At 41.8% G+C, this 23,115-nt stretch carries 20 protein-coding genes; 11 read left to right on the forward strand and 9 right to left on the reverse strand.

Features of this window, described 5'->3' with window-relative positions; translation table 11 throughout:
* Positions 1 to 50 precede the first annotated feature (50 nt).
* Positions 51 to 1,058 (forward strand): ArsJ-associated glyceraldehyde-3-phosphate dehydrogenase, encoded by a 1,008-nt coding sequence (locus MORIYA_RS06980; protein ID WP_112713865.1) that lies wholly within the window; start codon positions 51 to 53, stop codon positions 1,056 to 1,058.
* A complete protein-coding gene (gene arsJ, locus MORIYA_RS06985) occupies positions 1,055 to 2,275 on the forward strand; it encodes an organoarsenical effux MFS transporter ArsJ (protein WP_112713867.1) in 1,221 nt (406 codons plus the stop codon). Before MORIYA_RS06980 ends, arsJ begins: the two co-directional genes overlap by 4 nt.
* Positions 2,276 to 2,336: 61 nt before the next feature.
* On the opposite strand, the gene MORIYA_RS06990 is transcribed toward arsJ, so the two are convergent.
* Together MORIYA_RS06990 and MORIYA_RS06995 are read right to left on the reverse strand one after the other, a co-directional pair.
* Positions 2,337 to 2,912: an NnrU family protein gene (locus tag MORIYA_RS06990; RefSeq protein ID WP_112713869.1), complete on the reverse strand. Its 576-nt coding sequence runs from the start codon at positions 2,910 to 2,912 to the stop codon at positions 2,337 to 2,339.
* 177 nt (positions 2,913 to 3,089) lie between these two features.
* Complete coding sequence (locus MORIYA_RS06995) at positions 3,090 to 3,566, reverse strand: ASCH domain-containing protein (RefSeq protein WP_112713871.1); 477 nt, start codon at positions 3,564 to 3,566, stop codon at positions 3,090 to 3,092.
* 334 nt (positions 3,567 to 3,900) lie between these two features.
* Here MORIYA_RS06995 and MORIYA_RS07000 point away from each other — a divergent pair, with 334 nt between their 5' ends.
* Both MORIYA_RS07000 and MORIYA_RS07005 read left to right on the forward strand, forming a co-directional pair.
* The gene (locus tag MORIYA_RS07000; RefSeq protein ID WP_112713873.1) at positions 3,901 to 4,329 is read left to right on the forward strand and encodes a cupin domain-containing protein; all 429 of its coding nucleotides are present in this window, start codon (positions 3,901 to 3,903) and stop codon (positions 4,327 to 4,329) included.
* A 96-nt stretch (positions 4,330 to 4,425) separates the two neighbouring features.
* Positions 4,426 to 5,715 carry a serine hydrolase domain-containing protein gene (locus MORIYA_RS07005; RefSeq protein ID WP_112713875.1) on the forward strand — a complete coding sequence of 430 codons (1,290 nt, stop codon included), beginning with the start codon at positions 4,426 to 4,428 and terminating at the stop codon, positions 5,713 to 5,715.
* Positions 5,716 to 5,772: 57 nt separating this feature from the next.
* Here MORIYA_RS07005 and MORIYA_RS07010 read toward each other — a convergent pair whose 3' ends face one another.
* Positions 5,773 to 6,747: a YheT family hydrolase gene (locus MORIYA_RS07010; RefSeq protein WP_112713877.1), complete on the reverse strand. Its 975-nt coding sequence runs from the start codon at positions 6,745 to 6,747 to the stop codon at positions 5,773 to 5,775.
* Between the two features lie 173 nt (positions 6,748 to 6,920).
* Here MORIYA_RS07010 and MORIYA_RS07015 point away from each other — a divergent pair, with 173 nt between their 5' ends.
* The 5 genes from MORIYA_RS07015 (at position 6,921) to MORIYA_RS07035 (ending at position 11,337) form a co-directional block, all read left to right on the forward strand.
* Positions 6,921 to 8,066 carry an ABC transporter substrate-binding protein gene (locus MORIYA_RS07015; protein ID WP_112713879.1) on the forward strand — a complete coding sequence of 382 codons (1,146 nt, stop codon included), beginning with the start codon at positions 6,921 to 6,923 and terminating at the stop codon, positions 8,064 to 8,066.
* On the forward strand, positions 8,067 to 9,818 hold the full coding sequence (locus MORIYA_RS07020) for an ABC transporter permease (RefSeq protein WP_112713880.1): 1,752 nt from the start codon (positions 8,067 to 8,069) through the stop codon (positions 9,816 to 9,818). It abuts the gene before it with no gap.
* A complete protein-coding gene (locus MORIYA_RS07025; protein ID WP_112713882.1) occupies positions 9,784 to 10,437 on the forward strand; it encodes an ATP-binding cassette domain-containing protein in 654 nt (217 codons plus the stop codon). Before MORIYA_RS07020 ends, MORIYA_RS07025 begins: the two co-directional genes overlap by 35 nt.
* Positions 10,430 to 11,035, forward strand: a complete 606-nt coding sequence (locus MORIYA_RS07030; protein WP_112713883.1) for a CDP-alcohol phosphatidyltransferase family protein — start codon at positions 10,430 to 10,432, stop codon at positions 11,033 to 11,035. The genes MORIYA_RS07025 and MORIYA_RS07030 overlap by 8 nt, the downstream gene beginning before the upstream one ends.
* A gap of 152 nt (positions 11,036 to 11,187) precedes the next feature.
* Positions 11,188 to 11,337, forward strand: coding sequence for a c-type cytochrome (locus MORIYA_RS07035; RefSeq protein ID WP_197713361.1), 150 nt, complete (start codon positions 11,188 to 11,190; stop codon positions 11,335 to 11,337).
* A 163-nt stretch (positions 11,338 to 11,500) separates the two neighbouring features.
* Here the strand turns inward: MORIYA_RS07035 and MORIYA_RS07040 are convergent, their stop codons facing one another.
* The 5 genes from MORIYA_RS07040 to MORIYA_RS07060 form a co-directional block, all read right to left on the reverse strand.
* Positions 11,501 to 12,439, reverse strand: coding sequence for a M14 family metallopeptidase (locus tag MORIYA_RS07040; protein WP_112713885.1), 939 nt, complete (start codon positions 12,437 to 12,439; stop codon positions 11,501 to 11,503).
* Between the two features lie 176 nt (positions 12,440 to 12,615).
* Positions 12,616 to 14,481 (reverse strand): M4 family metallopeptidase, encoded by a 1,866-nt coding sequence (locus tag MORIYA_RS07045; RefSeq protein ID WP_408632079.1) that lies wholly within the window; start codon positions 14,479 to 14,481, stop codon positions 12,616 to 12,618.
* Between the two features lie 155 nt (positions 14,482 to 14,636).
* Complete coding sequence (locus tag MORIYA_RS07050; RefSeq protein WP_112713887.1) at positions 14,637 to 16,445, reverse strand: hypothetical protein; 1,809 nt, start codon at positions 16,443 to 16,445, stop codon at positions 14,637 to 14,639.
* A gap of 354 nt (positions 16,446 to 16,799) precedes the next feature.
* Positions 16,800 to 17,987: an acetate/propionate family kinase gene (locus MORIYA_RS07055; protein ID WP_112713888.1), complete on the reverse strand. Its 1,188-nt coding sequence runs from the start codon at positions 17,985 to 17,987 to the stop codon at positions 16,800 to 16,802.
* Positions 17,988 to 18,259: 272 nt separating this feature from the next.
* A complete protein-coding gene (locus MORIYA_RS07060; RefSeq protein WP_112713890.1) occupies positions 18,260 to 19,462 on the reverse strand; it encodes an acetate/propionate family kinase in 1,203 nt (400 codons plus the stop codon).
* 586 nt (positions 19,463 to 20,048) lie between these two features.
* On the opposite strand from MORIYA_RS07060, the gene MORIYA_RS07065 reads away from it, so the two are divergent.
* Together MORIYA_RS07065 and MORIYA_RS07070 are read left to right on the forward strand one after the other, a co-directional pair.
* Positions 20,049 to 21,788, forward strand: a complete 1,740-nt coding sequence (locus tag MORIYA_RS07065) for a hypothetical protein (protein WP_112713891.1) — start codon at positions 20,049 to 20,051, stop codon at positions 21,786 to 21,788.
* A gap of 103 nt (positions 21,789 to 21,891) precedes the next feature.
* Positions 21,892 to 22,077, forward strand: a complete 186-nt coding sequence (locus MORIYA_RS07070) for a hypothetical protein (RefSeq protein ID WP_112713893.1) — start codon at positions 21,892 to 21,894, stop codon at positions 22,075 to 22,077.
* 77 nt (positions 22,078 to 22,154) lie between these two features.
* Here MORIYA_RS07070 and MORIYA_RS07075 read toward each other — a convergent pair whose 3' ends face one another.
* Complete coding sequence (locus tag MORIYA_RS07075) at positions 22,155 to 22,994, reverse strand: TOBE domain-containing protein (protein WP_112713895.1); 840 nt, start codon at positions 22,992 to 22,994, stop codon at positions 22,155 to 22,157.
* Positions 22,995 to 23,115 lie beyond the last annotated feature (121 nt).

The raw sequence follows: 23,115 nt of genomic DNA on the forward strand, positions 1-23,115 counted from the left end.
CGTAGTAATGAAAATAGACACATAATTAGATCTGTATTTTGGAGAATCAAATGACTATTAAAATCGGTATCAATGGTTTTGGCCGTATGGGGCGTCTAGCAATGCGTGTAGCCTTTAACTGGGATGATGTTGAAATTGTACAAATCAATGATCCCGCAGGTAGTGCTGAGACACTCGCACATTTACTTAACTTTGACTCTATTCACGGCCGCTGGGAACATCACGCTGGATTTCTTGGCGATCAAATGATCATCGCCGATCGTTTTATCCCTTGTACACGTAATACCGCCATTAGCGATACCGACTGGTCTCAGTGTGACGTAGTACTGGAAGCATCTGGGAAAATGAAAACATCCGCACTACTGCAAGGTTATTTAGACCAAGGTGTTAAACGCGTGGTTGTTACTGCCCCAGTTAAAGAAGAAGGTGTGTTAAACATTGTGATGGGAGTTAATGATGATCTTTACAACAAAGACCTGCACCCGATTGTGACCGCAGCATCTTGTACCACCAACTGTCTCGCGCCTGTTATTAAAGTATTACAAGAAAAAATAGGCATTAAGCATGGCTCAATGACCACGATCCACAACATCACTAATACCCAAACCATTCTTGATGCACCGCATGCCGATTTACGTCGTGCCCGCGCTTGTGGAACGTCATTGATCCCCACAACGACAGGCTCTGCAACGGCAATTACCAATATCTTCCCCGAATTAACCGGTAAGTTAAACGGTCATGCTATCCGCGTACCATTAGCGAATGCATCGCTGACGGATTGCGTGTTTGAAGTAGAACGTGAAACAACAGCAGAAGAAGTGAACAGTTACTTCAAACAAGCAGCAGAAAACGAACTTAAAGACATCCTTGGTTATGAAGAGCGTCCTTTAGTATCGGTTGACTACAAAACAGATCCACGTTCATGCATCATTGATGCCTTATCAACGATGGTTGTTAATGGTACCCAAGTAAAAATATATGCTTGGTATGACAATGAATGGGGTTATGCAAATCGTGCAGCTGAATTAGCACGACTGGTCGGTCGGTCAGACAAATGATAAAAGCGTTAGCGGGTATTTCCCCACAAATAAAACAATATCTGCTCATTACCGGTAATTATTGGGCGTTCACCTTAACGGATGGCGCATTGCGCATGTTGGTTGTGCTGTATTTTCACCAGCTTGGTTACAGTCCGATTAATATCGCTATGTTGTTTGTGTTTTATGAAGTATTCGGTGTCATCACTAATTTAATTGGTGGTTGGCTAGGCGCTCGGTGGGGGTTAAATAAAACCATGAACATTGGTCTGGGGATGCAAATTGTCGCCTTAATGATGTTAACCGTACCCGCTGACATGCTTACAGTTGTTTATGTGATGATCGCACAAGCATTATCCGGTATTGCCAAAGACCTGAATAAGATGAGCGCCAAAAGTGCCATTAAACTGCTGGTGCCAAAAGGTAATGACGATAGCGGTAGTAATAAACTGTATCAATGGATCGCGGTTTTAACGGGATCTAAAAATGCGTTAAAAGGCGTTGGTTTTTTCTTGGGTGGTGTCCTATTAACCACGCTTGGCTTCCAAGGCGCGATTCAACTTATGGCAGCAATGCTATCTGTAGTCTGGATCTGGAGTTTAATAAATTTAAAAGCCGAACTCGGCAAAGCCAAAAACAAGCCTAAGTTTACCGAGATTTTTTCTAAAAGTAGCTCGATAAACTTACTTTCTGCAGCACGGTTGTTTTTATTTGGTGCCCGAGATGTGTGGTTTGTGGTTGCCCTGCCAGTGTTCTTAGCAACAACCTTTAATTGGGATCATTGGTGGGTTGGCGGTTTTATGGCGAGTTGGGTTATCGGGTATGGCATGGTGCAATCAATCGCCCCACGTTTTACAGGTCAAACCCCCTCCCCACGTTCAGCGGCTCTCTGGGCAAGCTATCTTGCTGTTATTCCGGTATTGATCGCCATTGCACTGCATTATCAATTCTATGTGCAATTCTCGATTATCGTCGGCTTATTAATCTTTGGCGGCTTATTTGCCATCAACTCATCATTACACAGTTACTTAATTGTGAGTTTCGCCAGCAGTGACCGCGTATCCATGGATGTTGGCTTTTACTATATGGCTAACGCAATGGGACGTCTGATAGGTACTGTATTATCGGGCTGGGTATTTCAACTTTATGGCTTGGAAATGTGCTTGTGGATCTCCGCGTTATTTATTGTTACTGCGGCGGTTATTTCATTAAAATTAGACCACCGAGCCACTGGCTAAGCGACTAACATAACTTGGCAATAGCACCGGCTGTTGCCAAATTATCTGCATGTAAGATCCATTAATTCATCACAAACGGCGCGATACCGATTAATCGTTGATGTAAATACATAGCAAACACACCGTAAAACCCAAGTCCCAATACCACAATAATCACATCGTTCATAAGAGCACGAGGTAAATGATGTACCTGTCGTGAAGTACGATTTTTCATTGAAATTCTATCCACCACAGCCCAAATTAAAAACGCCCCAAATAAGATCACGTCAGCCAGCATGCCATTAACTAATAGATGACTTACCGCCCACAATTTCACGGCTATTAATTGGGGATGTTTGGTCATCGCACGGATCTTCCCGGGGAAATAAGGCGCAATAAACAAAATAAAAACAGGCAGCATTAATAATGCACTCACATGCCCTAACCAAGACGGTGTTACATATAACAACGTCGGTGCCAGTTTGGCTTGTGCGTAACCTTGCACGATCAGAAAAAAACCTATTAATGCAATGATGCTATAACCTGCTTTCCAAGCCAGATGATTTTTTTCGATTTGTCGATTACGGAAATCCAGGGCGAAAATTGAAATAGAATGCATCCCCAAAAACAACAACAGACCAATAATGAGTAGTGCCATATTCTAGACTCCTTAAGAGATTGGATGTGCAAAATTAAGTGAGCAAGTGTTTAAGTGCATAACTTGTATTATAGACAAAAATATAGTTACGTTAATGTGCCAATACTGCTAACGTGACCGAACCAGCCAAGGGCCAATGTATTTAGCCCCGGAAAGATAATCGAAAAATGATTTTCATCATCCTACAACCGCACCATGCACGACTTGAAAATGCTCTAATACCAGCACCATGTCTTCATTGGCTTCGATCTTGATCTCATTACATTCACGCGCAAAGAAATCCCAATGAGCCGCGCGCCACCAATCCAGCGTTTGATCGCCTTCACCTTCAGCATAAGCAAATTCGGCCGTGACGTCCGAGTATTTACATTCGCTCACTGCCGTTATCTCGACGATTGATGTTGGTTCACCATGCCAGTCTGTCACGACAAGCAGATGACCGGTTTGTGGCATCGCTTCTTCGCCAGAATCATACCAATACTTCATACTGCAAGTGGCGGTTTTGATACCTTTACTAATTAACTCTGCACACAAGTTGGCATTAATTTCATCCGCGCAGAAGTAGTCTGCACTAAATGAGGTATAACGTTTACGCTCCGGATCAGTTAATGTTGCTAAATACTCATCAAGATAATTTTGCGTTCTTTTTTCCATACTGACTCCGTTATATTTAATAATTTCCTTTATTATCAAGCACCTTTACTTGTTGTTTGTTTCAACATGATAATCAACGCTTCTCATCGAGTATATTGTTCTTCATAACTGCAAACAAGGTGCTAGTTCAAAGTTATTCAAATTGTATTTACCGGTATAACTGACGCATTTATTTACTATTCACAGAAGATCTAAACTGAACATGGATTATTATCACTTTACTGCTAAGGTTTAGGTATTCTAAAACCATTATTTCAGCGTGGCAGTTTAACCAGAAATCCATGGATTGATCTCAGCTTATCTCTGCAAAAATCATTTATTTAGAGGTTGGATCATGAACATCAAAGCACACCTATCCGATAATACCTTTATAACCAGCCTATTCGTAATCACAGTCTGTGTCTGCATGGTTAACCCCGTAAACGCGAAAGAGTATGTCTCAAAAGCACAAGTGAAAACACTCTATCAAGCACCGATACCGGGTTTGCAAGGCAAAGAGATGATCGTTAAACATCTTTCGCTGCCAGCCAAGTTTGAGGGCGGTAAACACATGCATCCGGGGCCTGTTTATGTGTATGTGCTGGAAGGTGAATTGACTGTTCAGTTGGAGGGTGGTGCAAAAACCTTTAAAGCCGGTAATTTATATGCCGAAGATATTAATACCGCCATGATAGCTAAAAATATCAGCACCTATAATTCGGTTAAAATACTGGTATTTCAAATTGGCAGTATCGGTCAGCCGATGATGATTAAAGTGAAATAAACAATGATCACTAGCGATCTAATTGTTTATTCTAAAATATAACTCTATCGTCATTATCTATTCACCAATACTTATTCACAATACCTAGGCCGTCATATGATTATCGATTTTGGATTACAGAGTTTAGTTCGCGTAAATAGACACCTACGCATTGGCAAGACAATCCGCATACCAAAATCACTGGCAACAGTGACGAGCATCAAGCATACCGATGAAGTAGACCCCGTATCCGTCGGCATGACGGTAGAAGGGGTGGAAGCTATCTGGCGCGCCGTTGAAGAAATTTACCGGACAGGGACCCATCCCGCTATTTCATTGTGCTTTCGTCGTCAGGGAAAAATTATTTTAAACAGAGCCATTGGTCATGCAAGTGGTAATGGGCCAAGTACAACAGATAATAAAATCCAAAAATTAATGCTTCCCGAAACGCCGGTTTGTTATTTCTCTGGTTCCAAAGCCATCACCGCCTTTTTGATCCATTTATTGCATGAAGATAAGCTCATTGATTTACACGATCCGGTGAGTTTCTACCTGCCAGAGTTTGGCCAACACGGTAAGCAAAATATCAGTATTCATCAGGTTTTATCACATCGCAGCGGCATGGAAAAGATGCCGAATGCACTTCATATTGATTCTCTTGCAGATAATGATGAAATTTGGCAACACTTGTGTGCAACTAAGATCCCTGCAGCACAAACAGGCAGACTTGCTTATCATGCACTCACAGGGGGTTATATTTTAGAACGTATAATCAACAAAGTAACGGATATGAGCATACAAGAATTCCTCGATCTACGTGTGCGTAAACCGATGAAGATGAAATACTTTCGTTATGGATTACCCCCAAAACAAGCCTGTGATTTGGCAGACAATTATGCGACCGGATTTAAGCCTACATTTCCGATTTCGTATTTTATTAAGCGCGCCTTAGGTGCTTCCTTTGAACGTGTGGCAAAAGCAAGTAATACCGAAATATATCATAATGCCGTCATTCCATCGGCCAACTTAATGGGGACAGCGGAAGAAATGGGACGTTTTTATCAAATGTTATTAAATGATGGTATTTGGGAGGGGAAACAAATCTGTCAGCCAATGACAGTGCGACGACTAACCCGAGAATATGGTTCGCTAGAATGTGATAGCACCCTGCTGATCCCAATGCGCTACAGCGCTGGACTCATGTTAGGTGGCGAACCAGTAGGCTTGTGGGGACCGCACAGTGCGCAAGCCTTTGGTCATTTAGGTTTAATCAATAAATTGCTGTGGGCCGATCCAGAACGCGACATTTCAGTGTCGTTACTCAATACGGGTCTACCGCTGATCGCGAACAATATTCCTTCATTAATTAACTTTATAGCGAGTATTAATGCACATTGCTCAAGATAAAATAAGCAATGTTCTGAACAGTCGTTAGTCACATAAAGACGGTTATTATGTCGTTGTTTAGCTTACTAGCTCGGCAATACGATCACTCGCCCAACTTTCAAATTTCCAATTTTTGATAAATGCACAATGTCCCCCTTTGGCTTGTAATTCGATGCTTAACCACCTTGATTGATGCAAGCTATTAAGGTGCTTAGCGGGGATCATCGGATCATCTTCAGAGCTAATAATCGTAGTTGGAATAGCCAGTTGACTTAAACCATTATCAATGACTGAATAAGCTTCAAAATAGTCATCTCGACTAGCAAAATCGGTAAAACCATCAACAAAAAATAAGTTCATGTCGTCGAGTGTTTTTAGTTTTTTCAATGCACGGCCATATCCTAATTGCGGATGATGACGCAGCTTTTTGATTAATGACCGTTTCCACTTAGCGACAAAATATTGTTCATATAACGGAAAGCCAGAACTTAATTCAGCCATTGTAGTGGGTGGGTGTAATACTGGACAAATGGCAATAGCTTGGTGTAAGTTAATGTCTACCGTCTTAGCGATGTTAGCCACGCGCAAACAAAAATTCCCACCGAGCGAATAACCGCATAACAGATTATGTTTGCCACCAAACTCTACACACAGGTATTTAACTGCTTCCGCAACTTCTTCTAAACGGGCTGAATTAAATAATTCAGAGTTTAAATGGTGGGTATCGCCATGATCACGGAAGTTTAAGCGGAATACATCATAACCAACATCAAGTAGTTTTTGCCCACTGGATAATACATACAACGAATCAGCACTCCCTTCCCAGCCATGGAGAATAATGGCAAGTCCTTTAACGGATGGCGTAGTCGAATTATGTCGGGTTAGAAAACCTTCTAACTTCACCCCCTGCGGTGTTGTTATTATATGCTGCTTAGCGAGGCGAAGTAATTGGTTAGCGCGTCGTTTTTCCAAAAACTGTCGAGGGCCTGAACTAGACAACATTGATTGAAGATGGTTATTACTCAATCCTAACGCCGGTTTAAATTTAGTCATGCTTTTTCTTTATCTACACTATTACCAAAAATGAAGCACTATGTTACACCACAATTAGCCATAGATAATTCTGTTATTTTTAGAGCGATACCCAATGACGGCTAACTTAGGTATAATTAAATTTATGTACATTACAGGTTGTAATGTCTGTTTATCTAAGAAAAGGATATTTCATGCATAAATTATTCATTGGTCTTGGTTTATTACTTGTCAGCACTGTCAGTCAGGCAGCCAAATTAGATTGGCAAGCCATTGAAGAAAAAGCCAAAGGACAAACTGTCTATTTTTATGCATGGGGTGGTAGTCCAGAAATAAACAACTATTTACGCTGGGCAGATCAACGTTTGAACACAGAATACGGCGTGCGTCTAAAACACGTTAAAGTCGGTGATATCGCCGAAGCAATTACCCGTTTAGCCGCGGAAAAAACCGCACAAAAGAACAGCAACGGCAGTGTTGATATGGTCTGGGTCAACGGTGAAAACTTCAAATCAATGAAGCGCTATAACCTGATCACCGAGTCATTCGCGACGCAATTACCAAACTGGCAATATGTTGATAAAACGTTACCCATTGATAGCGATTTTTCTGAGCCGACCTTAGGACTAGAAGCACCTTGGGGCGTCGGCCAACTGGTGTTTATTTACGATACTCAAACATTGGCCAAACCACCAGCAAGCTTTAACGAATTACTCGCTTACGCGGTTAAGCACCCGAATAAACTGAGCTACCCAAAACCACCTTCGTTTCATGGGACCAGTTTCCTAAAAGCCGCATTATTAGAATTAACGAGTGATAATACACCATTATATAAAGCGGTAGACACCAAAACGTTTACTGCTATATCAGCACCGTTATGGGATTATCTCGACAAGTTTCATGCTGTAGCATGGCGCCAGGGTAAACAGTTCCCAGCCAGTGCTGCGGAAACAATTCAATTGTTAGACGATGGTGAACTCGATATAGCGATATCATTTAACCCTAACGAAGCGACGACATCACAACAAAGTGGTAAGCTTAGCGAAACGACCGTTGCATATGCGATGGAAGCGGGGGCGTTATCAAACATTCATTTCCTATCAATCCCTTGGAATGCAACCGCAAAAGAAGGCGCATTAGTAGCGATTAACTTTCTGTTAAGCCCGGAAGCACAGTCGCGTAAAGGTGACTTAGCGATTTGGGGTGATCCGACCGTATTAGCAGCGTCACATATCACAGGCTCAGCAAAAAATACCAAGCTGTTTAAATCAATTCCAGAACCACATCCAAGCTGGCAAACCGCGCTTGAAGCTGAATGGCAAAAACGCTACGGACACTAATTGAACGCTAAATTCTGCACATTGAAAAAACAGTCAGTCGCCTCATTCACGTTTAACCTACTCGTGTTACTGACTGTTCTTATCAGCTTTTTACCGCTAATACCTGGGCTGATGGGATTATTGCTCGCTGCGTTTGGTTATATACCAGCAATCGATCAATACACCTTGTCTATTACCGCCTTTAAGCAATTGTTTGCTTGGCCAGGACTATCGCAATCAGTTGTACTGACGTTATTTATTAGTATGGCGAGTACCTTAGTTGCCGCCTTATTTAGCTTTGCCATTTTACAATCATGCTGGCATAGCCGTTGGTGGAAACAACTCGAAACCTTATTAGCGCCGATCATGGCTCTCCCGCATGTTGCCTTTGCGATTGGTTTCGCATTTTTATTTACCCCCAGTGGCTTTATCGCACGCATCTTGGGTGACCAAATCAACTGGCAACTGGTGCATGACCAATATGGACTTGGCCTTATTGCAGCGTTGACGCTCAAAGAGATCCCATTTTTATTGTTTATGAGTATACCGCTGCTCAAACAATTAAATATCAATACCACGCTTATCACCGCACGCAGCCTAGGTTATAACAATGCACAGGCGTGGCAAAAAATAATCCTGCCTCAATGGTTGCCAAAGATCCGTTTCTCGTTATTTGCGGTGATGGCCTATAGTATTTCTGTCGTTGACGTTGCTCTCATCATAGGTCCAACTCGACCTCCGACGCTGGCAGTGCTGGTTTGGCAATGGTTGAATGATGCCGACCTTGCGACACTACCAAAAGCATCGGCTGGCGCCTTACTCTTATCACTCATGTGTTTAGCCATCTTACTCAGCATCCGCTTTACTGAATGGTTAATAACGATAAAATGTCGAACTTGGCTGTCAAGTGGCCGCTACTCGCTGCCAATTGGCGGTAAAAGTATCATTATCACGACTTACTTGATAACTCTTGCGATCTTACCTATTCTACTGATGTGGTCCGTTGCGCAACGCTGGCGATTTCCTGATATTGTACCGTCGCGCTGGTCACTGCGATTTTGGCAACAAGAATGGGGGTATTTATTAGATATCATGGCTAATAGCATCATGATCGCCTTAGTTAGCGCCACGATCGCATTAGTTTTTGCGATCATAATTCATGAACACAGCATCAAGGCGACGCTTAATAAACGCTTTTTGAAGGTGCCACGCTTACTCATCGCGATCCCTATGCTGGCACCACAATTATCGCTACTGTTCGGCATCCAAGTTGCTACGTTATACATCGCCCATCAGTATTATTATTTATGGGTAACCTGGGCGCACATTTTCTTTGTTTTTCCCTACATATTTCTTGCACTTGATGGCCCTTGGCGCAGTTATGATCAACGCTTAGATAAAATTGCCTTGAGCTTAGGATTGTCACCCTTCAAGGTATGGTGGCAGATAAAACGACCATTATTATTACCGGCGATCTGGATAGCTTGGGCTGTTGGTATCAGTGTTAGTTTGGCACAATATTTACCCACCGTAATGCTTGGCGCAGGGCGAATATCGACATTAACAACCGAAGCAGTTGCGCTATCGAGTGGTCAAGATCGCCGTATCAGTGCGATTTATGCGTTATTGCAGTCTTTAACACCGTTTTTATTTTATATCATTGCCATTGTAGCCAGCCGTAAAAGTGGTTCGCTAGAGCAACAACGCTCCACATCAACCAGTAGGATATCGACACCTAATGTCTCTGTCAGTCAACAATCTAACCATCCTTGATAATAATAACCAGCCCTTGTTCGTACCTGTTTCCTTTACGATTGAACCAGGTGAAGTATTAACATTAATGGGACCCAGTGGCTGTGGTAAGTCGAGCTTGTTAAGTGTGATTGCAGGACATACATCGGCCGATTTCAGCTATCAGGGCGAGTGTTATTATCAACAACAATTATTAAATAACGTGCCTGCAGAAAAGCGCAATATCGGTATTTTATTTCAGGATGATTTATTATTCCCTCACCTTAATATTTGGGAAAATCTCGCTATTGCCCTACCCAATAAGGTTAAAAAAACACAGCGAAAACAACAGGCATTAGCAACACTTACCGAGCTCAACTTAGTCGAACTGGCGGACAAGTCGCCAATGCAAATATCCGGAGGTCAACGAGCACGGATTAGTATGATGCGACTATTATTAGCTGAGCCTGCGGTTGTGTTACTCGATGAACCTTTTAATAAATTAGATAAATCATTGCGCTGTGAATTTAGAAATTGGGTGTTTACCCAAACCACCCGCAGACAACTTCCGGTGTTAATGGTGACACACGACGCTGACGATGTCCCTAGTAACAGTAAATGCCTACACTGGCCATGGAATAAGGAAGCTCAAGATGCTTGATCGTTATACGATAAAAATGATCCGCGGGCCTATCAATGTCACCGCGAAACTGGTCCATAAGACGGGCATAAAAGCCGATCAGGTTACCCTCGTTGGCTTTATGTTTGGGTTGATGTGTTTTCCAGCATTGGCACTACAAGAATATAACATCGCGTTGGGTTTCATACTTTTAAACCGAATTATTGACGCGTTAGATGGCGCAGTTGCTCGCATACAAGGGATAACCGACAGTGGTGGTTTTTTAGATATTACCTTGGATTTTTTGTTTTATTCACTGGTGCCGTTTGGCTTTGTGGTCGCAGACCCGAATGCTAATGCTGTCGCCGGCGCATTTTTGATTTTCTCATTTATTGGTACTGGTTCAAGCTTTCTAGCCTTTGCCATCATGGCAAGTAAGCAAAATATTGAGAACCCTGTTTACCAACATAAATCGCTGTATTACATGGGCGGATTGACGGAAGGGACTGAGACCGTACTTTGTTTTATTTTACTGTGTTTGTTCCCTGCTTACTTTGCCACCATTGCATACACTTACGCTGCATTATGTTGGATCACGACAACAACGAGAATTTGGGCCGGTTATCAAACGTTAAAGTAACAATGCCGAAATACGGCTATTAATACTCTCATTAATAGACGTGGTTCAAAGGTCATTCTAAATACTTTGATACACTTGCTTACAAACGGCACAACGTAAGCATTTTGCTGTGTTGAATAGCGTCCAGAACAGTTTAAAGAGTAAACTAGAAAATGAAATTCCCAGTATCCATTTTAGCCGCTTTACTTGTTGTCACCACGAATGCGACAGCTGATTCTCCAAACATAAACCATCAGCATGCAGAGTCTCTATTTGACGCCATGAAAGCTTACCAAGACGGCGAGCGTAAGCAGTTTAGCTGACATAATAAAACAGCAATTATCTAAGTTTAATAATCAAGATCTCGCCGATATCGCGCTGGCAAACCCCTACTTCAACATAAACTTTTCATCATTCAATAAATCCACAACTTATCCTTACAACGTCCTTAATATTTATCATCAAGGACTCACAGTCTTTAATTTTTTAGCTATTTGGGACAAGTTTAGATAGTTGGGACAAATAATCAAGACCACTGGTAATCGCGATAACTTGTGCTTGAATACAGTTTTCATCATCGACTAATGGACTATCTGGATATACTTCTGTTGTGGTGCCATAAATACAATCACTAAAGCCAGTGCATAAACCTAACGCCTTAGTTGCATAATTAATGACGCCAAACTGCGCCAGTTTTTCACCAATAATACGACCACTATCATCCGTGGGTGCAATATGAGTCACCTTGCTAACCGCATTAATAATATGCGTTTGAAAGTCAGCATTAGGGTTAAGCGTATCGCCCACTAAATAAAAGCCGTCCGGAATATTCCAATTATCATGGACCACGGCATCTCGCGCAGCCAATGCCGGTCTAAACTCGCTATCATCAGTATCCGTCGTTTCATGCAAATCAATGTGCGCAGTGATCGTTACAGCAAGTTTCGCAATACATTGCATTAACGCGGCAGACTCTTCGGCAGGACTGTTTTCAACGAAAGAACGGTTTGGGTCAATCGCATTTGGGTTCCAGCGATTAATGGTTTCATAACCCCAAGGACTAACACAAGGTGCGACAATAATATTAAACTGCGCGCTATAATTCAGCGCTTGGGTTTCGATGAAACGAATAGCACCTTGTACCCCACTGGTCTCATAGCCATGCACGCCACCTGTCACTAATATCGTCGGTTTCGCATTATCCCAGTCACGTGTTTTCACGATGAATAGCGGAAAACGAGCAGGATCATAAGACAAGGCGCCATATTGCTCAACATCAAAATCTTGCTGTAGTGCCTCTAACTTTGCCAGCACTTCCTGCTGGTAAGGTCGAACCACAGTTTGTTTCGCTAACCATGCAGCTTTATCTTGTGCGGTCCATTTTTGACCTGGTGTACCAATCTCATATACTTGTGCGTGATCCATCTTGTAACTTTCCTTAACGATAATAATGCTATATTTTTGCGTTGCTATAGTGCGCCAACAAGACATGGATTAACAAGAGAAAATTTTACGAGGAGTAAATTGAATGAAATGATCACCTTGTTCAACAATACAAGGCAACCACTTATTTTATGACCAATAAAGCAATTCCAACATTGTTATTGTGCCTGAATGTTGAGGATCACACCCGACGTTGAACCATAACCGCGAACATCAATCTTCCAATGTCCAGCCTTTGGATTATCAATCACACAGGTTTCAATATTACCCGGTGTGTTGGAGATGCAATCCGATTTAGAGAATAATGATTTATCCTCATGTTTTACATAAAGATCGGCATTACCCGTTCCACCAGCCAATGTCACAATAAGACGCGTGTACCCTTCACCTAATTCTTGTTTGAAATTAGCGGGTCTGAAAAAACTTGTCGATATATTTTCTTCTGTTCTATCAATGGCGCTGACCGGTGGTTTCGTGACACTACATTTGCTGCCATAGCTCACATCTGCAACAACGCCGACCGCGGTTAACGAAGCTTGTACATCATCGACGTTATAATCCAAGTCACAAGCCGCATCCATCACCCCGTTACCCGCATCATTCCAATTACTATTTGACGTCCAGTAATGTTGATTGGCCGCGGCGTATAATACAAATGCTTTTTGAGTATCCCAGCCAGCAGTTGTCGCAAGAGTATAAAACGCTTTGTTATATACCCCAGAGCTATGATGGACATCCATATTAAAACGATAATCAGCTTGGTTATCTATCGAGCTACCATCCACCGGCGGATTACTCATCGAACGTAAGGCACCATTGGTTTTTAGTATTTGCCCACCGACCAGCCAATCATTACTGCCGTGCATATAAAATTCTGCCGCTTCACCGGCCATGTCAGAAAACGATTCATTCAAACCACCAGATTTACCTGAATAAACCAGCCCCGAATTTTGTTCGGTAAAACCATGGCTCACCTCATGTGCCGATACATCTAAACTGACCAAAGGATAAAAAATATCTGCGCCATCACCGAAAGTCATCGATTCACCATTCCAAAACGCATTCTCATAATTATTGTCGTAATGAACACGCATGACTAATTGCGATGTTAGCGGTGAGACATTAAGCCAGTCTTTGTACATATCAAAAATAATACCACCAAAATAATGCGCATCATTGAGTGGCGAATAAGCACCATTAATTGATTTAACTGTATTTTCAGGACAAGTAAAACTAAACGCATCTGCCCCTTCAGTGCCATGATTTAAGTTGACCGTTTTAACCTGTGTATTGTTCATCACACAGGTATCACCAGATTGGGATACATTCAGCGCGCTGAAATCAGTGCCATAACGATACTCCCCTGTTTTTTCATTACCACCAGGGCCTGTTGCATCTGCGGTCTGCAAATTATCATAACTAAGCAGCACTGCGCCAGAATGTGCATCGATAATGTAGTAAGGACGTGACGGTTTATCTGCCCGTTGAAAGAAGCTGACTTCGTATACCAACTTGGCAACACCATCATCCCCCTGCCAAACAGCTAATCGAGACGTTTCATTTTCCGTTACGACCGACTTATTTGCAGCCAACGTAGATGCAGGCATGCTTAATCGCTTGGCTTGTAATAGTGCATTTACTGTCGTTATTGATGGCGTGATATCAACAATATCATCCGCAATATTATATAATATCGCGCCGTGTGCGCGTTTAAATACCCCCTTGCTAGTACGCGCTATAATAGCTTGTTCGCCAATAATAGGCAGTCCAAAGTAGGTTTGTTGGTAACGGGTAATGCGATCACCCTTGCTGTTTCGATATGTTTTAATCACACTTAGGCCATCGTTCCATGACAAACCTAAGAGTTGTGCTGGTGCACTCATTAATATCCCCGGTTCGGCTAACGCAGCGCTTGCCAATTGCTGAATATTATCACGTAGATTCACTCTTTCAGCCGCTATCGCGTTTGCAGAGCCAAACAGACTAACTGCGACGGCAGAAAGTATAAATTTTTTATTCATCATCCAAGAATCCATTTAATTATGCATGTAGAATAATAAGTACAACATAATTAATAGCTGGCTACGTACTAAAGTGAGCACTACAAAAGTACCAAAACTTTAATACCTTGATCAGGCATGAATTATTTTCGACTAAATCTAATACCCATCACAATAAATTAATCATCATCAGGTACGTTCAATACTGTACTCCATAAATCTCCCCCCGCGACATCACCCAGACCTTCAAAGGCGGTACTACGGCTAAAGACTTTGACGCTATAATCAATACCGTTCGTTTCAACAATCGCGAGATAATTATGTGCCGTTTGGGCTAGATTATCGCCATCGATATAATCAATAACAACCTTCACAACATCGTCTTCATGCATTGTCCAAGTCATTGGCGCGATAATATCACCAGCACCCTCATTATAGGTGAATACGCCACTACCATCTTCATTAAACTGATATGTATCAACGTCATCGGCTTGGCTTACCGCATCACTGGTGGTCAATGTCATACAGCTGCTAATAAAACCAGTGCTGAATGCAGTAAATAATTTACCTGCCTGACAAGATGTTACCGCTTGTTTAAACTCATCGTAACTTCGATAAGCTAACGGCAGATCAGCCTCATCATTCCAACCTGAGTCAAGATCGTCACACGCGAGAATATCAACAGACCGATCAACATCTGTAAAATTCCAAGTGTATATGGATTGACTGCTATTCGCATATACGCCAAATTTCAAATTGCCCTCTGTATCATCGATAAGCCGCATGAGGTAATCGAGTGTCAGCCCATCACTATAATATAATGCTAAGTTACCCTCGTCATTGATTTCCCATATACGATTATACTGCACGCCATTTTGGTAAAAAGGGGCGGTATTATCGATATTAAAGGTATACATTCTCGTTTGACCGGAATCTAGGATGCGTATAATCGAATTACCTGCTAAATCCATTTCTGGTATAAGATCACAGCTTGCTAACTGTGCATTGAAGTCATCAATAGATGCGCCAGTCGGCGTATAATTAACGACACAATCATCATATTCGCCGATATTAGGATCGAGTGGGTCGGCATCTATACCATCTTCAACGCCATCATTATCATCATCTGGATCTGCATTATTACCAATACCATCACCATCAGTGTCTAACCACTCACTGACATCATCATCGAGTGCATCAAGTGCATCAGGCACACCATCACCATCCGAATCGGTATCGTAATCATCTTCGCTATCGAACACGGCGGCTTGGGTATCAAAATCTTCTTCCGCAGTGGTTCCAACTACAGCTTTAATCATACCGCTGGCTGCTGCGACTTGTTTATTAAAGGTTGAAGTATCAGAATTATCGGCAATAACGACTATAAATTCATTTTCATCATCAGGGAGTATTTGAGAATTTGCAATGTTCTCTGCCACGAATGTCGCGCTTCCGGTGCCGCTTGCAATGTAATCACTTAAAACATCGGTTTCTTGAATACCAAAGTCATAGGCAACCTTAACTATCGCCGCTTGTTTTATTGCCGCCAATACTGCGACAGATTCAGTACCATCGGTATTTTGTTCAATATAAATATCAACCAATGTCGACAGCGGGGTAATGTCTGTCTCTCCAGGTGGCGCAGACATCATATAATCGCTTGCGACAGGGCCGCTATCTTCATCGATGGTTTGACCAAAAATGACTTTTGCATAAGTTGAATATTGCTCAGGACTTACAATCTTAGTAACATCTAATTTAGCAATACCACCATCCCCAGATAATACCGATGGTTCATTGCTATCAAGCTGCTTATTACCATCAATATCAAGCCAAACTTGGGCATTTTTCAAATAACCATCAATGACTTTGACAGTATAAAAAACGGATACATCCGGGTTCGGAATTTTATCATCTCCACTACCGCAACCAACCAACGCGATAGAGCTGGATAGGCCAAGAGCTACGACTAATAGTTTTTTCTTCATGTTTTTATCCCTAACACTTCCATAACAAGAGTCAAATACAAACAAGAAGATGGTAAATACGCACAACAAATTAAAGGAACATACCATCAACACATCTTAACTATACTAGACATCGATATAGCTCCCCGCACGAGATATGAGCAATGCCAAACACCAAAGTTCAGCATTTAATGTTAACCAATAGTTACTATGCAAGTTAATGTAATGTAAATGCCATTGAATTTGTTATATTTAACAACACCCCAATTGCAGGTTAAAAAATACCGCATGAAGTACTAAATTAGTTGAAAAAAACTTAAAAAAAACCCGCTATCAAAGCGGGTTTCATTGTCATTTTAATTTAAAGATGATTGATTACAGTAGCTCGACTGACTGCTGTGCGATAACGAATTCTTCGTTGGTAGGGATAACCATTACAACCGGTGTACCAGCCTCAGTGATAACGCCAGCATGACCAAATCGCGCTTTTTCATTCGCTTTCAGATCTTCTTTGTAACCAAAGATCTTCAAATAAGCCAATACTTCGCTACGAATTGGCAGCGCATTTTCACCAATACCACCGGTAAAGATAATACCGTCAAGCGATTCAAGTGAGACCATGTATGACGCAATGTATTTAGCCACACGATAAGTAAATACTTGGAATGCCAATGTAGCGCCTGTATGGCCCTGCTCCATTGCTTCGATAATACCGCGGCAGTCACTGGTTAAACCAGAAACACCCATAAAGCCTGAGTTAGTATTCAGCTCTTTATAAACTTCGTCTTGTGACCAGCCTTTTTTCAATAAGAACTCGATAATGCCGGGGTCTAAGTCACCACAACGTGTCCCCATCATCAGGCCCGCTAACGGTGTAAATCCCATGCTTGTATCAACACTTTTACCATCACGAATTGCACATACCGATGCACCGTTACCAAGATGAACAGAGATAAAGCTGCTTTCTTCGATAGGCTTATTAATCATTTTAGCGGCTTCGCGGCTAACAAAATAATGACTGGTGCCGTGGAAACCATAACGACGAATACCATAGTCTTTGTAAAGCTTATTAGAGATCGTACTAGTAAATGCTTTGGCAGGCATAGTCTGGTGGAATGCCGTATCAAATACTGCGAATTGTGGTAACGATGGAAAAGCATGCATTGCTGCTTCAATGCCTTTTGCACCCGCGGGGTTATGCAACGGCGCTAGCTCTGACAGGTCACGAATTTCATTTAATACTGATTCATCAATTCTTATCGTGCTGGTAAACTTCTCTCCACCATGAACAATACGATGACCAACAGCAACAAGCAGTGACGTGAGCCCTAGCGTGTCGATTAGTGCAACAATGCGCTTAATCGCCAATTCGTGATGATTACCTTCACCTGTGATAGCTTCTTCAGACTTCTGTCCTTCATACTTCCAGCTAATTGTCGCTTCAGGAAGGCCAAAACACTCTCCTAATCCACTAAGAACAGCATCACCGGTATTTGAATCGATAACAGCGAATTTTAACGATGAGCTACCCGAGTTGATCACGAGTACAAATGAGTTAGACATGTAGGTGTTGTTCCTGTTTATAATTATTATTGTGATTGATATCACTTATTGGGTAATACTCATTATTCAATAATTCAATAATCTTTCAACCCAATTCATCCACAATCAGATAACTGCTCACCATTTCGTTGATCTAAAACAACCGTAACCTCTATTCATTGACGGATTAATAATATTTAATCTTATTAAACAGTAAATATGCACTATTAATTGACGCCCATAAAAAAATACTCAAACAATGTTTGAATATTTTACAATCACGGTGACTAATTTTAACTGCAGTAGGACTTGAGTAATTCGACTGACTGCTGAGCAATCACGAATTCTTCGTTGGTTGGGATAACCATTACAATCGGTGTACCAGCCTCAGTGATAACGCCAGCATGACCAAATCGCGCTTTTTCATTCGCTTGCAGATCTTCTTTGTAACCAAAGATCTTCAAATAAGCCAATACTTCGCTACGAATTGGCAGCGCATTTTCACCAATACCACCGGTAAAGATAATACCGTCAAGCGATTCAAGTGAGACCATGTATGACGCAATGTATTTAGCCACACGATAAGTAAATACTTGGAATGCCAATGTAGCGCCTGTATGGCCCTGCTCCATTGCTTCGATAATACCGCGGCAGTCACTGGTTAAACCAGAAACACCCATAAAGCCTGAGTTAGTATTCAGCTCTTTATAAACTTCGTCTTGTGACCAGCCTTTTTTCAATAAGAACTCGATAATGCCGGGGTCTAAGTCACCACAACGTGTCCCCATCATCAGGCCCGCTAACGGTGTAAATCCCATGCTTGTATCAACACTTTTACCATCACGAATTGCACATACCGATGCACCGTTACCAAGATGAACAGAGATAAAGCTGCTTTCTTCGATAGGCTTATTAATCATTTTAGCGGCTTCGCGGCTAACAAAATAATGACTGGTGCCGTGGAAACCATAACGACGAATACCATAGTCTTTGTAAAGCTTATTAGAGATCGTACTAGTAAATGCTTTGGCAGGCATAGTCTGGTGGAATGCCGTATCAAATACTGCGAATTGTGGTAACGATGGAAAAGCATGCATTGCTGCTTCAATGCCTTTTGCACCCGCGGGGTTATGCAACGGCGCTAGCTCTGACAGGTCACGAATTTCATTTAATACTGATTCATCAATTCTTATCGTGCTGGTAAACTTCTCTCCACCATGAACAATACGATGACCAACAGCAACAAGCAGTGACGTGAGCCCTAGCGTGTCGATTAGTGCAACAATGCGCTTAATCGCCAACTCGTGATGATTACCTTCACCTGTGATAGCTTCTTCAGACTTCTGTCCTTCATACTTCCAGCTAACTGTCGCTTCAGGAAGGCCAAAACACTCTCCTAATCCACTAAGAACAGCATCACCGGTATTTGAATCGATAACCGCGAATTTTAACGATGAGCTACCCGAGTTGATCACGAGTACAAATGAGTTAGACATGTGAATATTATTCCTGTTTCAGACTATTGTTGTGACTTGAGTCACTTATATTGTCGCCCTATTATTCAACATTTTTTGAATAATTCAACTTAATTTTACATCACGTTGATTATCAACCAACATTTCGTTGATCTGAGGCAGTTATGCAGCGACTAAAGTTTCTCCTGATGAGGTAGTTAAGCACCGAAACTGATCTTATAACCTCAGGTTATATTCCCACGTCTCTCACGCATTTTTATATGACCAAAAGTAATATCTAATGATTTTTAATTCTTTCAGGTAATTAGAACACTAGTGTAATCTGCTGAAATACATCCAACCCATTGTTATTAAATAGCTTAAAAAAACCGTAAAAAATAGTTTCATCTGGTTGCTAAGCTAACATCACCCACAGGAATTGATCATGTCATTAGCTGTTATCGCTAACTTAGCGGTCTTTGGTATTCTCATTTATCATCTTTGACTTACATCACCGACATAAATGACGGGGTTTTACGTCAAAGATGATAAAAGACCAAAGCAAATAACGAAAGAGGTGCAAATATACCATACTGTAAATAACAAAATAGAATAATGGATGAATACAATGAAACGGATTTTAATTGCAGGTGCTTTAGTTACAGCCGTCGCGGCAGGTGGCTACTTACTCACACAAAACACGGTAGCAGATGCAGACTCAGTATTAAATTATATTCCGGACAATACGGCCGTTTTCTCCGGACAATTAACGCCCTTCCCTATCAAAACTTACATCAACTCAATAACGGATACTTATAGTGCACCACCGGATAAAATAATGCAGTCCTTATACAACAGTGACAGTTATGACCCGACCAATAGCAAGATCAATTTTTTCCTAAACTTAACCCAAAGTTACCTGCAAAATATGCAAGATGCTGATGCATTTATGGCCACGTTTGGCATTGCAGAAGAAATACAGGGTTATTTTTACACCTTAGGTATTATTCCGGTATTCAAGCTGGATGTGATCAACCCAAATGCAATATGGGCATTATTAGATAAGGCGGAAGCTGAAAGTGGCTTTACCCATGAACAACGGCAAATAAAACAACGTGATTATCGTGCCTACAAACTCTCCGAAGAAATAGACGCTGAGCAGCTAGAGTTGATAATTAGTCAGCACAACAATATCTTAACCGTCACTTTTAATAGCAGTTTAAGCGAACCCTTATTACTCGAAAATGCACTGGGGATCACGCCGGTAGCAAACGCTTTAGCACACTCAAATCTACTCAATGATATTATTATCAAACACGGCTTTACCAAAGATGCGATCAGCTATATCAACCACCAAGCACTGGTGCAAGCAATTACCGCACCTGACGACAGTTTACTTGGTCAGCATATTGCTAAGCTAATGACATTGCAGAAGCAAGATCACTTGCAAGTCTACCAGCAGCCTCAATGTAAAATAGAGCTAATGCGTATTGCCAATAACTGGCCGCGTACGGTGTTTGGATTTAATCAATTTGAAATTAATGACGATAATACAACATTCGATATGTCGATGGTGGTCGAAAGTAACAACCAAACTATATTAACCGCCCTCACCCAGTTGACCGGGTTTATTCCTGAATACGTAAACGATCTAAACAATACCGTTTTAGCCCTTGGGTTTGGCATCGATGTTGGTGGTTTATCACCGGCAATCAGTCGTATTTGGAATGAATTACAACAGCCAAGTTATACCTGTCCACCTTTACAAAAGATGCAATCAGCCATCCAACAAAACAATCCGGTAATGCTTGGCGTGATGACGGCAATGGCCAATGGTATTAAAGGTATTTCAGGCGCTGTGATTGATTACAGCTTAGACGAAAGCCAAACTGAAGTGGCCATCAAGAGTTTAGATGCCATCATCAGTTTATCCGCCAGCGATCCACGCACATTATTTAATATTATTGCGACTTTTAGGCCCGAGCTGGCAAACGTTAAATTACCTGCAAACGGGAACATTGTCGAACTATCATCGTTACTCCCGCTTGTAACACTACCTGGCATTAACCCCAAGCTAATCATGCATAAAGAACATATGGTTATTTTCAATGGGGATAAAGCCGAAAAAATAGCGATTGCACTGGGTAACAAGCCAATTACAGCAACAGGCATTTATAGTCTATCCATCGATTACAGCAAAGCCTTTACGCCCTTGGTTACTGCCGCAGAATTCAGCGGCCAAGCAGTACCGCAGGAATTAATGGACATGAAGGATTATAATTTACGCTTAAACACGGGGTTACAGATAAATAAAAATGGCATTGAAGCAACCTCGTATATGAATTTACAGTCTAAAATCAGACCCTAAATACAGCGATGGAGTACTTAAATGGACATGTTTTTAACGCCCTGCTACTGGTCAGTTTATGGCATGGTGACAACGGGGTTGTAAAGGATCGTAATGTGGCGAATTGTCATCGGTAGCCATTTATGATACGCCCTATGTATCGGATGCTTACGGTACTGAAGGGGAAGACATAAGAGTCACCTTTGAAACTTGTGTGGTGTGCCAACGAGAACCAGGCTACGATCAATTACTGTCTTGTGGCAGCTGGGGCTTTCAACGTGATTACATGGGTGGGATGACCTGTACCTAACGACCTAGGACAACGTCGACAGCATCGACTACCGCTATTGGTTAGACTGGCGTTGAATAATAGCCCTAAACGACAGCTTAATTCATGCAAGCTACAATCATTTGGCTGGATGAAAACACTGCATAATACTGACCACCTACAACAAGGTTAAGTTGGTTGGCTAATGGTGTATCAATCGACGCATATATCATTTGTGGCGCAGTGTTTTTAGCCATTACCTGCTCGTTAATAATGGTTAAACCGACCTCTGTCGTCTGGCTATTACTGTGGATCTCATGCACCACAGCCAATACTTGATTGTTGCTTGCATCCGCAGTCTTATCAATCGCGATGCTGACTGCTGGCGCTTTAAATAATAATAAGATGGGTTTACCAACCGCTAAAGACAACCGCGTACAGCTACTTTGAGTCACGGTCGCATGCAAGATTAAGCCATTGGCAAGGACAACTTGAATATCTGTATTTAGATTATCCGCGGCTATCCCCTTTTCACTTCGTCCATGTTCTAACGACATGATCGTGCCCGACAATTGATTCCTAGCACTGGTTTTCAATGACAAATGCCCCATCACATCCAGTAAACTGTTCATCGGAATAGCTTGATCTTGTAAAGCTGCTAAGACCATATCCTGCATTTGCTGTGTCAGTGCGTACATTTGCAATAAACGTTCACCAAAGACGGTCAACTTAGCACCGCCGCCGCCTTTACCACCCTTCTCACTGTGTACCACGGGTTCAGGCAAGCGGGTATTCATGTCTTTAACCGAATCCCACGCCGTCTTGTAACTCATGCCAGCAAATTTAGCTCCCTGACTAATCGAACCACAGGCTTGTATCTGTTGTAACAATCGGATCCGTTTAGGGTTAGCAAACACTTTATCTGCAACGGAAATGGTCAATAATGCTTTTAAATCCATGGTCTATCATCCGCTTAAAAATGAAGTCCATATTGTGCGTCATCAGTAAAACAATAACAACATAGGAGTATGTTTGGCTGAAAATAACAAAGAGTAAATTCGACACAAAGATGTGATCTGC

The organism is Moritella yayanosii (assembly GCF_900465055.1).
GTDB classification, from domain to species: Bacteria; Pseudomonadota; Gammaproteobacteria; order Enterobacterales; family Moritellaceae; genus Moritella; species Moritella yayanosii.

Excerpts from the sequence above, each read along its gene's own strand:
- MORIYA_RS07015 (WP_112713879.1), top strand. The coding sequence starts at position 6,921 with ATGCATAAATTATTCATTGGTCTTGGTTTATTACTTGTCAGCACTGTC.
- MORIYA_RS06995 (WP_112713871.1), bottom strand. The coding sequence starts at position 3,566 with ATGGAAAAAAGAACGCAAAATTATCTTGATGAGTATTTAGCAACATTA.
- MORIYA_RS07065 (WP_112713891.1), top strand. The coding sequence starts at position 20,049 with ATGAAACGGATTTTAATTGCAGGTGCTTTAGTTACAGCCGTCGCGGCA.
- MORIYA_RS07050 (WP_112713887.1), bottom strand. The coding sequence starts at position 16,445 with ATGAAGAAAAAACTATTAGTCGTAGCTCTTGGCCTATCCAGCTCTATC.
- arsJ (WP_112713867.1), top strand. The coding sequence starts at position 1,055 with ATGATAAAAGCGTTAGCGGGTATTTCCCCACAAATAAAACAATATCTG.
- MORIYA_RS07040 (WP_112713885.1), bottom strand. The coding sequence starts at position 12,439 with ATGGATCACGCACAAGTATATGAGATTGGTACACCAGGTCAAAAATGG.
- MORIYA_RS07025 (WP_112713882.1), top strand. The coding sequence starts at position 9,784 with ATGTCTCTGTCAGTCAACAATCTAACCATCCTTGATAATAATAACCAG.
- MORIYA_RS07035 (WP_197713361.1), top strand. The coding sequence starts at position 11,188 with ATGAAATTCCCAGTATCCATTTTAGCCGCTTTACTTGTTGTCACCACG.
- MORIYA_RS07030 (WP_112713883.1), top strand. The coding sequence starts at position 10,430 with ATGCTTGATCGTTATACGATAAAAATGATCCGCGGGCCTATCAATGTC.
- MORIYA_RS06990 (WP_112713869.1), bottom strand. The coding sequence starts at position 2,912 with ATGGCACTACTCATTATTGGTCTGTTGTTGTTTTTGGGGATGCATTCT.
- MORIYA_RS07055 (WP_112713888.1), bottom strand. The coding sequence starts at position 17,987 with ATGTCTAACTCATTTGTACTCGTGATCAACTCGGGTAGCTCATCGTTA.
- MORIYA_RS06980 (WP_112713865.1), top strand. The coding sequence starts at position 51 with ATGACTATTAAAATCGGTATCAATGGTTTTGGCCGTATGGGGCGTCTA.
- MORIYA_RS07000 (WP_112713873.1), top strand. The coding sequence starts at position 3,901 with ATGAACATCAAAGCACACCTATCCGATAATACCTTTATAACCAGCCTA.
- MORIYA_RS07075 (WP_112713895.1), bottom strand. The coding sequence starts at position 22,994 with ATGGATTTAAAAGCATTATTGACCATTTCCGTTGCAGATAAAGTGTTT.
- MORIYA_RS07060 (WP_112713890.1), bottom strand. The coding sequence starts at position 19,462 with ATGTCTAACTCATTTGTACTCGTGATCAACTCGGGTAGCTCATCGTTA.
- MORIYA_RS07010 (WP_112713877.1), bottom strand. The coding sequence starts at position 6,747 with ATGACTAAATTTAAACCGGCGTTAGGATTGAGTAATAACCATCTTCAA.
- MORIYA_RS07045 (WP_408632079.1), bottom strand. The coding sequence starts at position 14,481 with ATGATGAATAAAAAATTTATACTTTCTGCCGTCGCAGTTAGTCTGTTT.
- MORIYA_RS07005 (WP_112713875.1), top strand. The coding sequence starts at position 4,426 with ATGATTATCGATTTTGGATTACAGAGTTTAGTTCGCGTAAATAGACAC.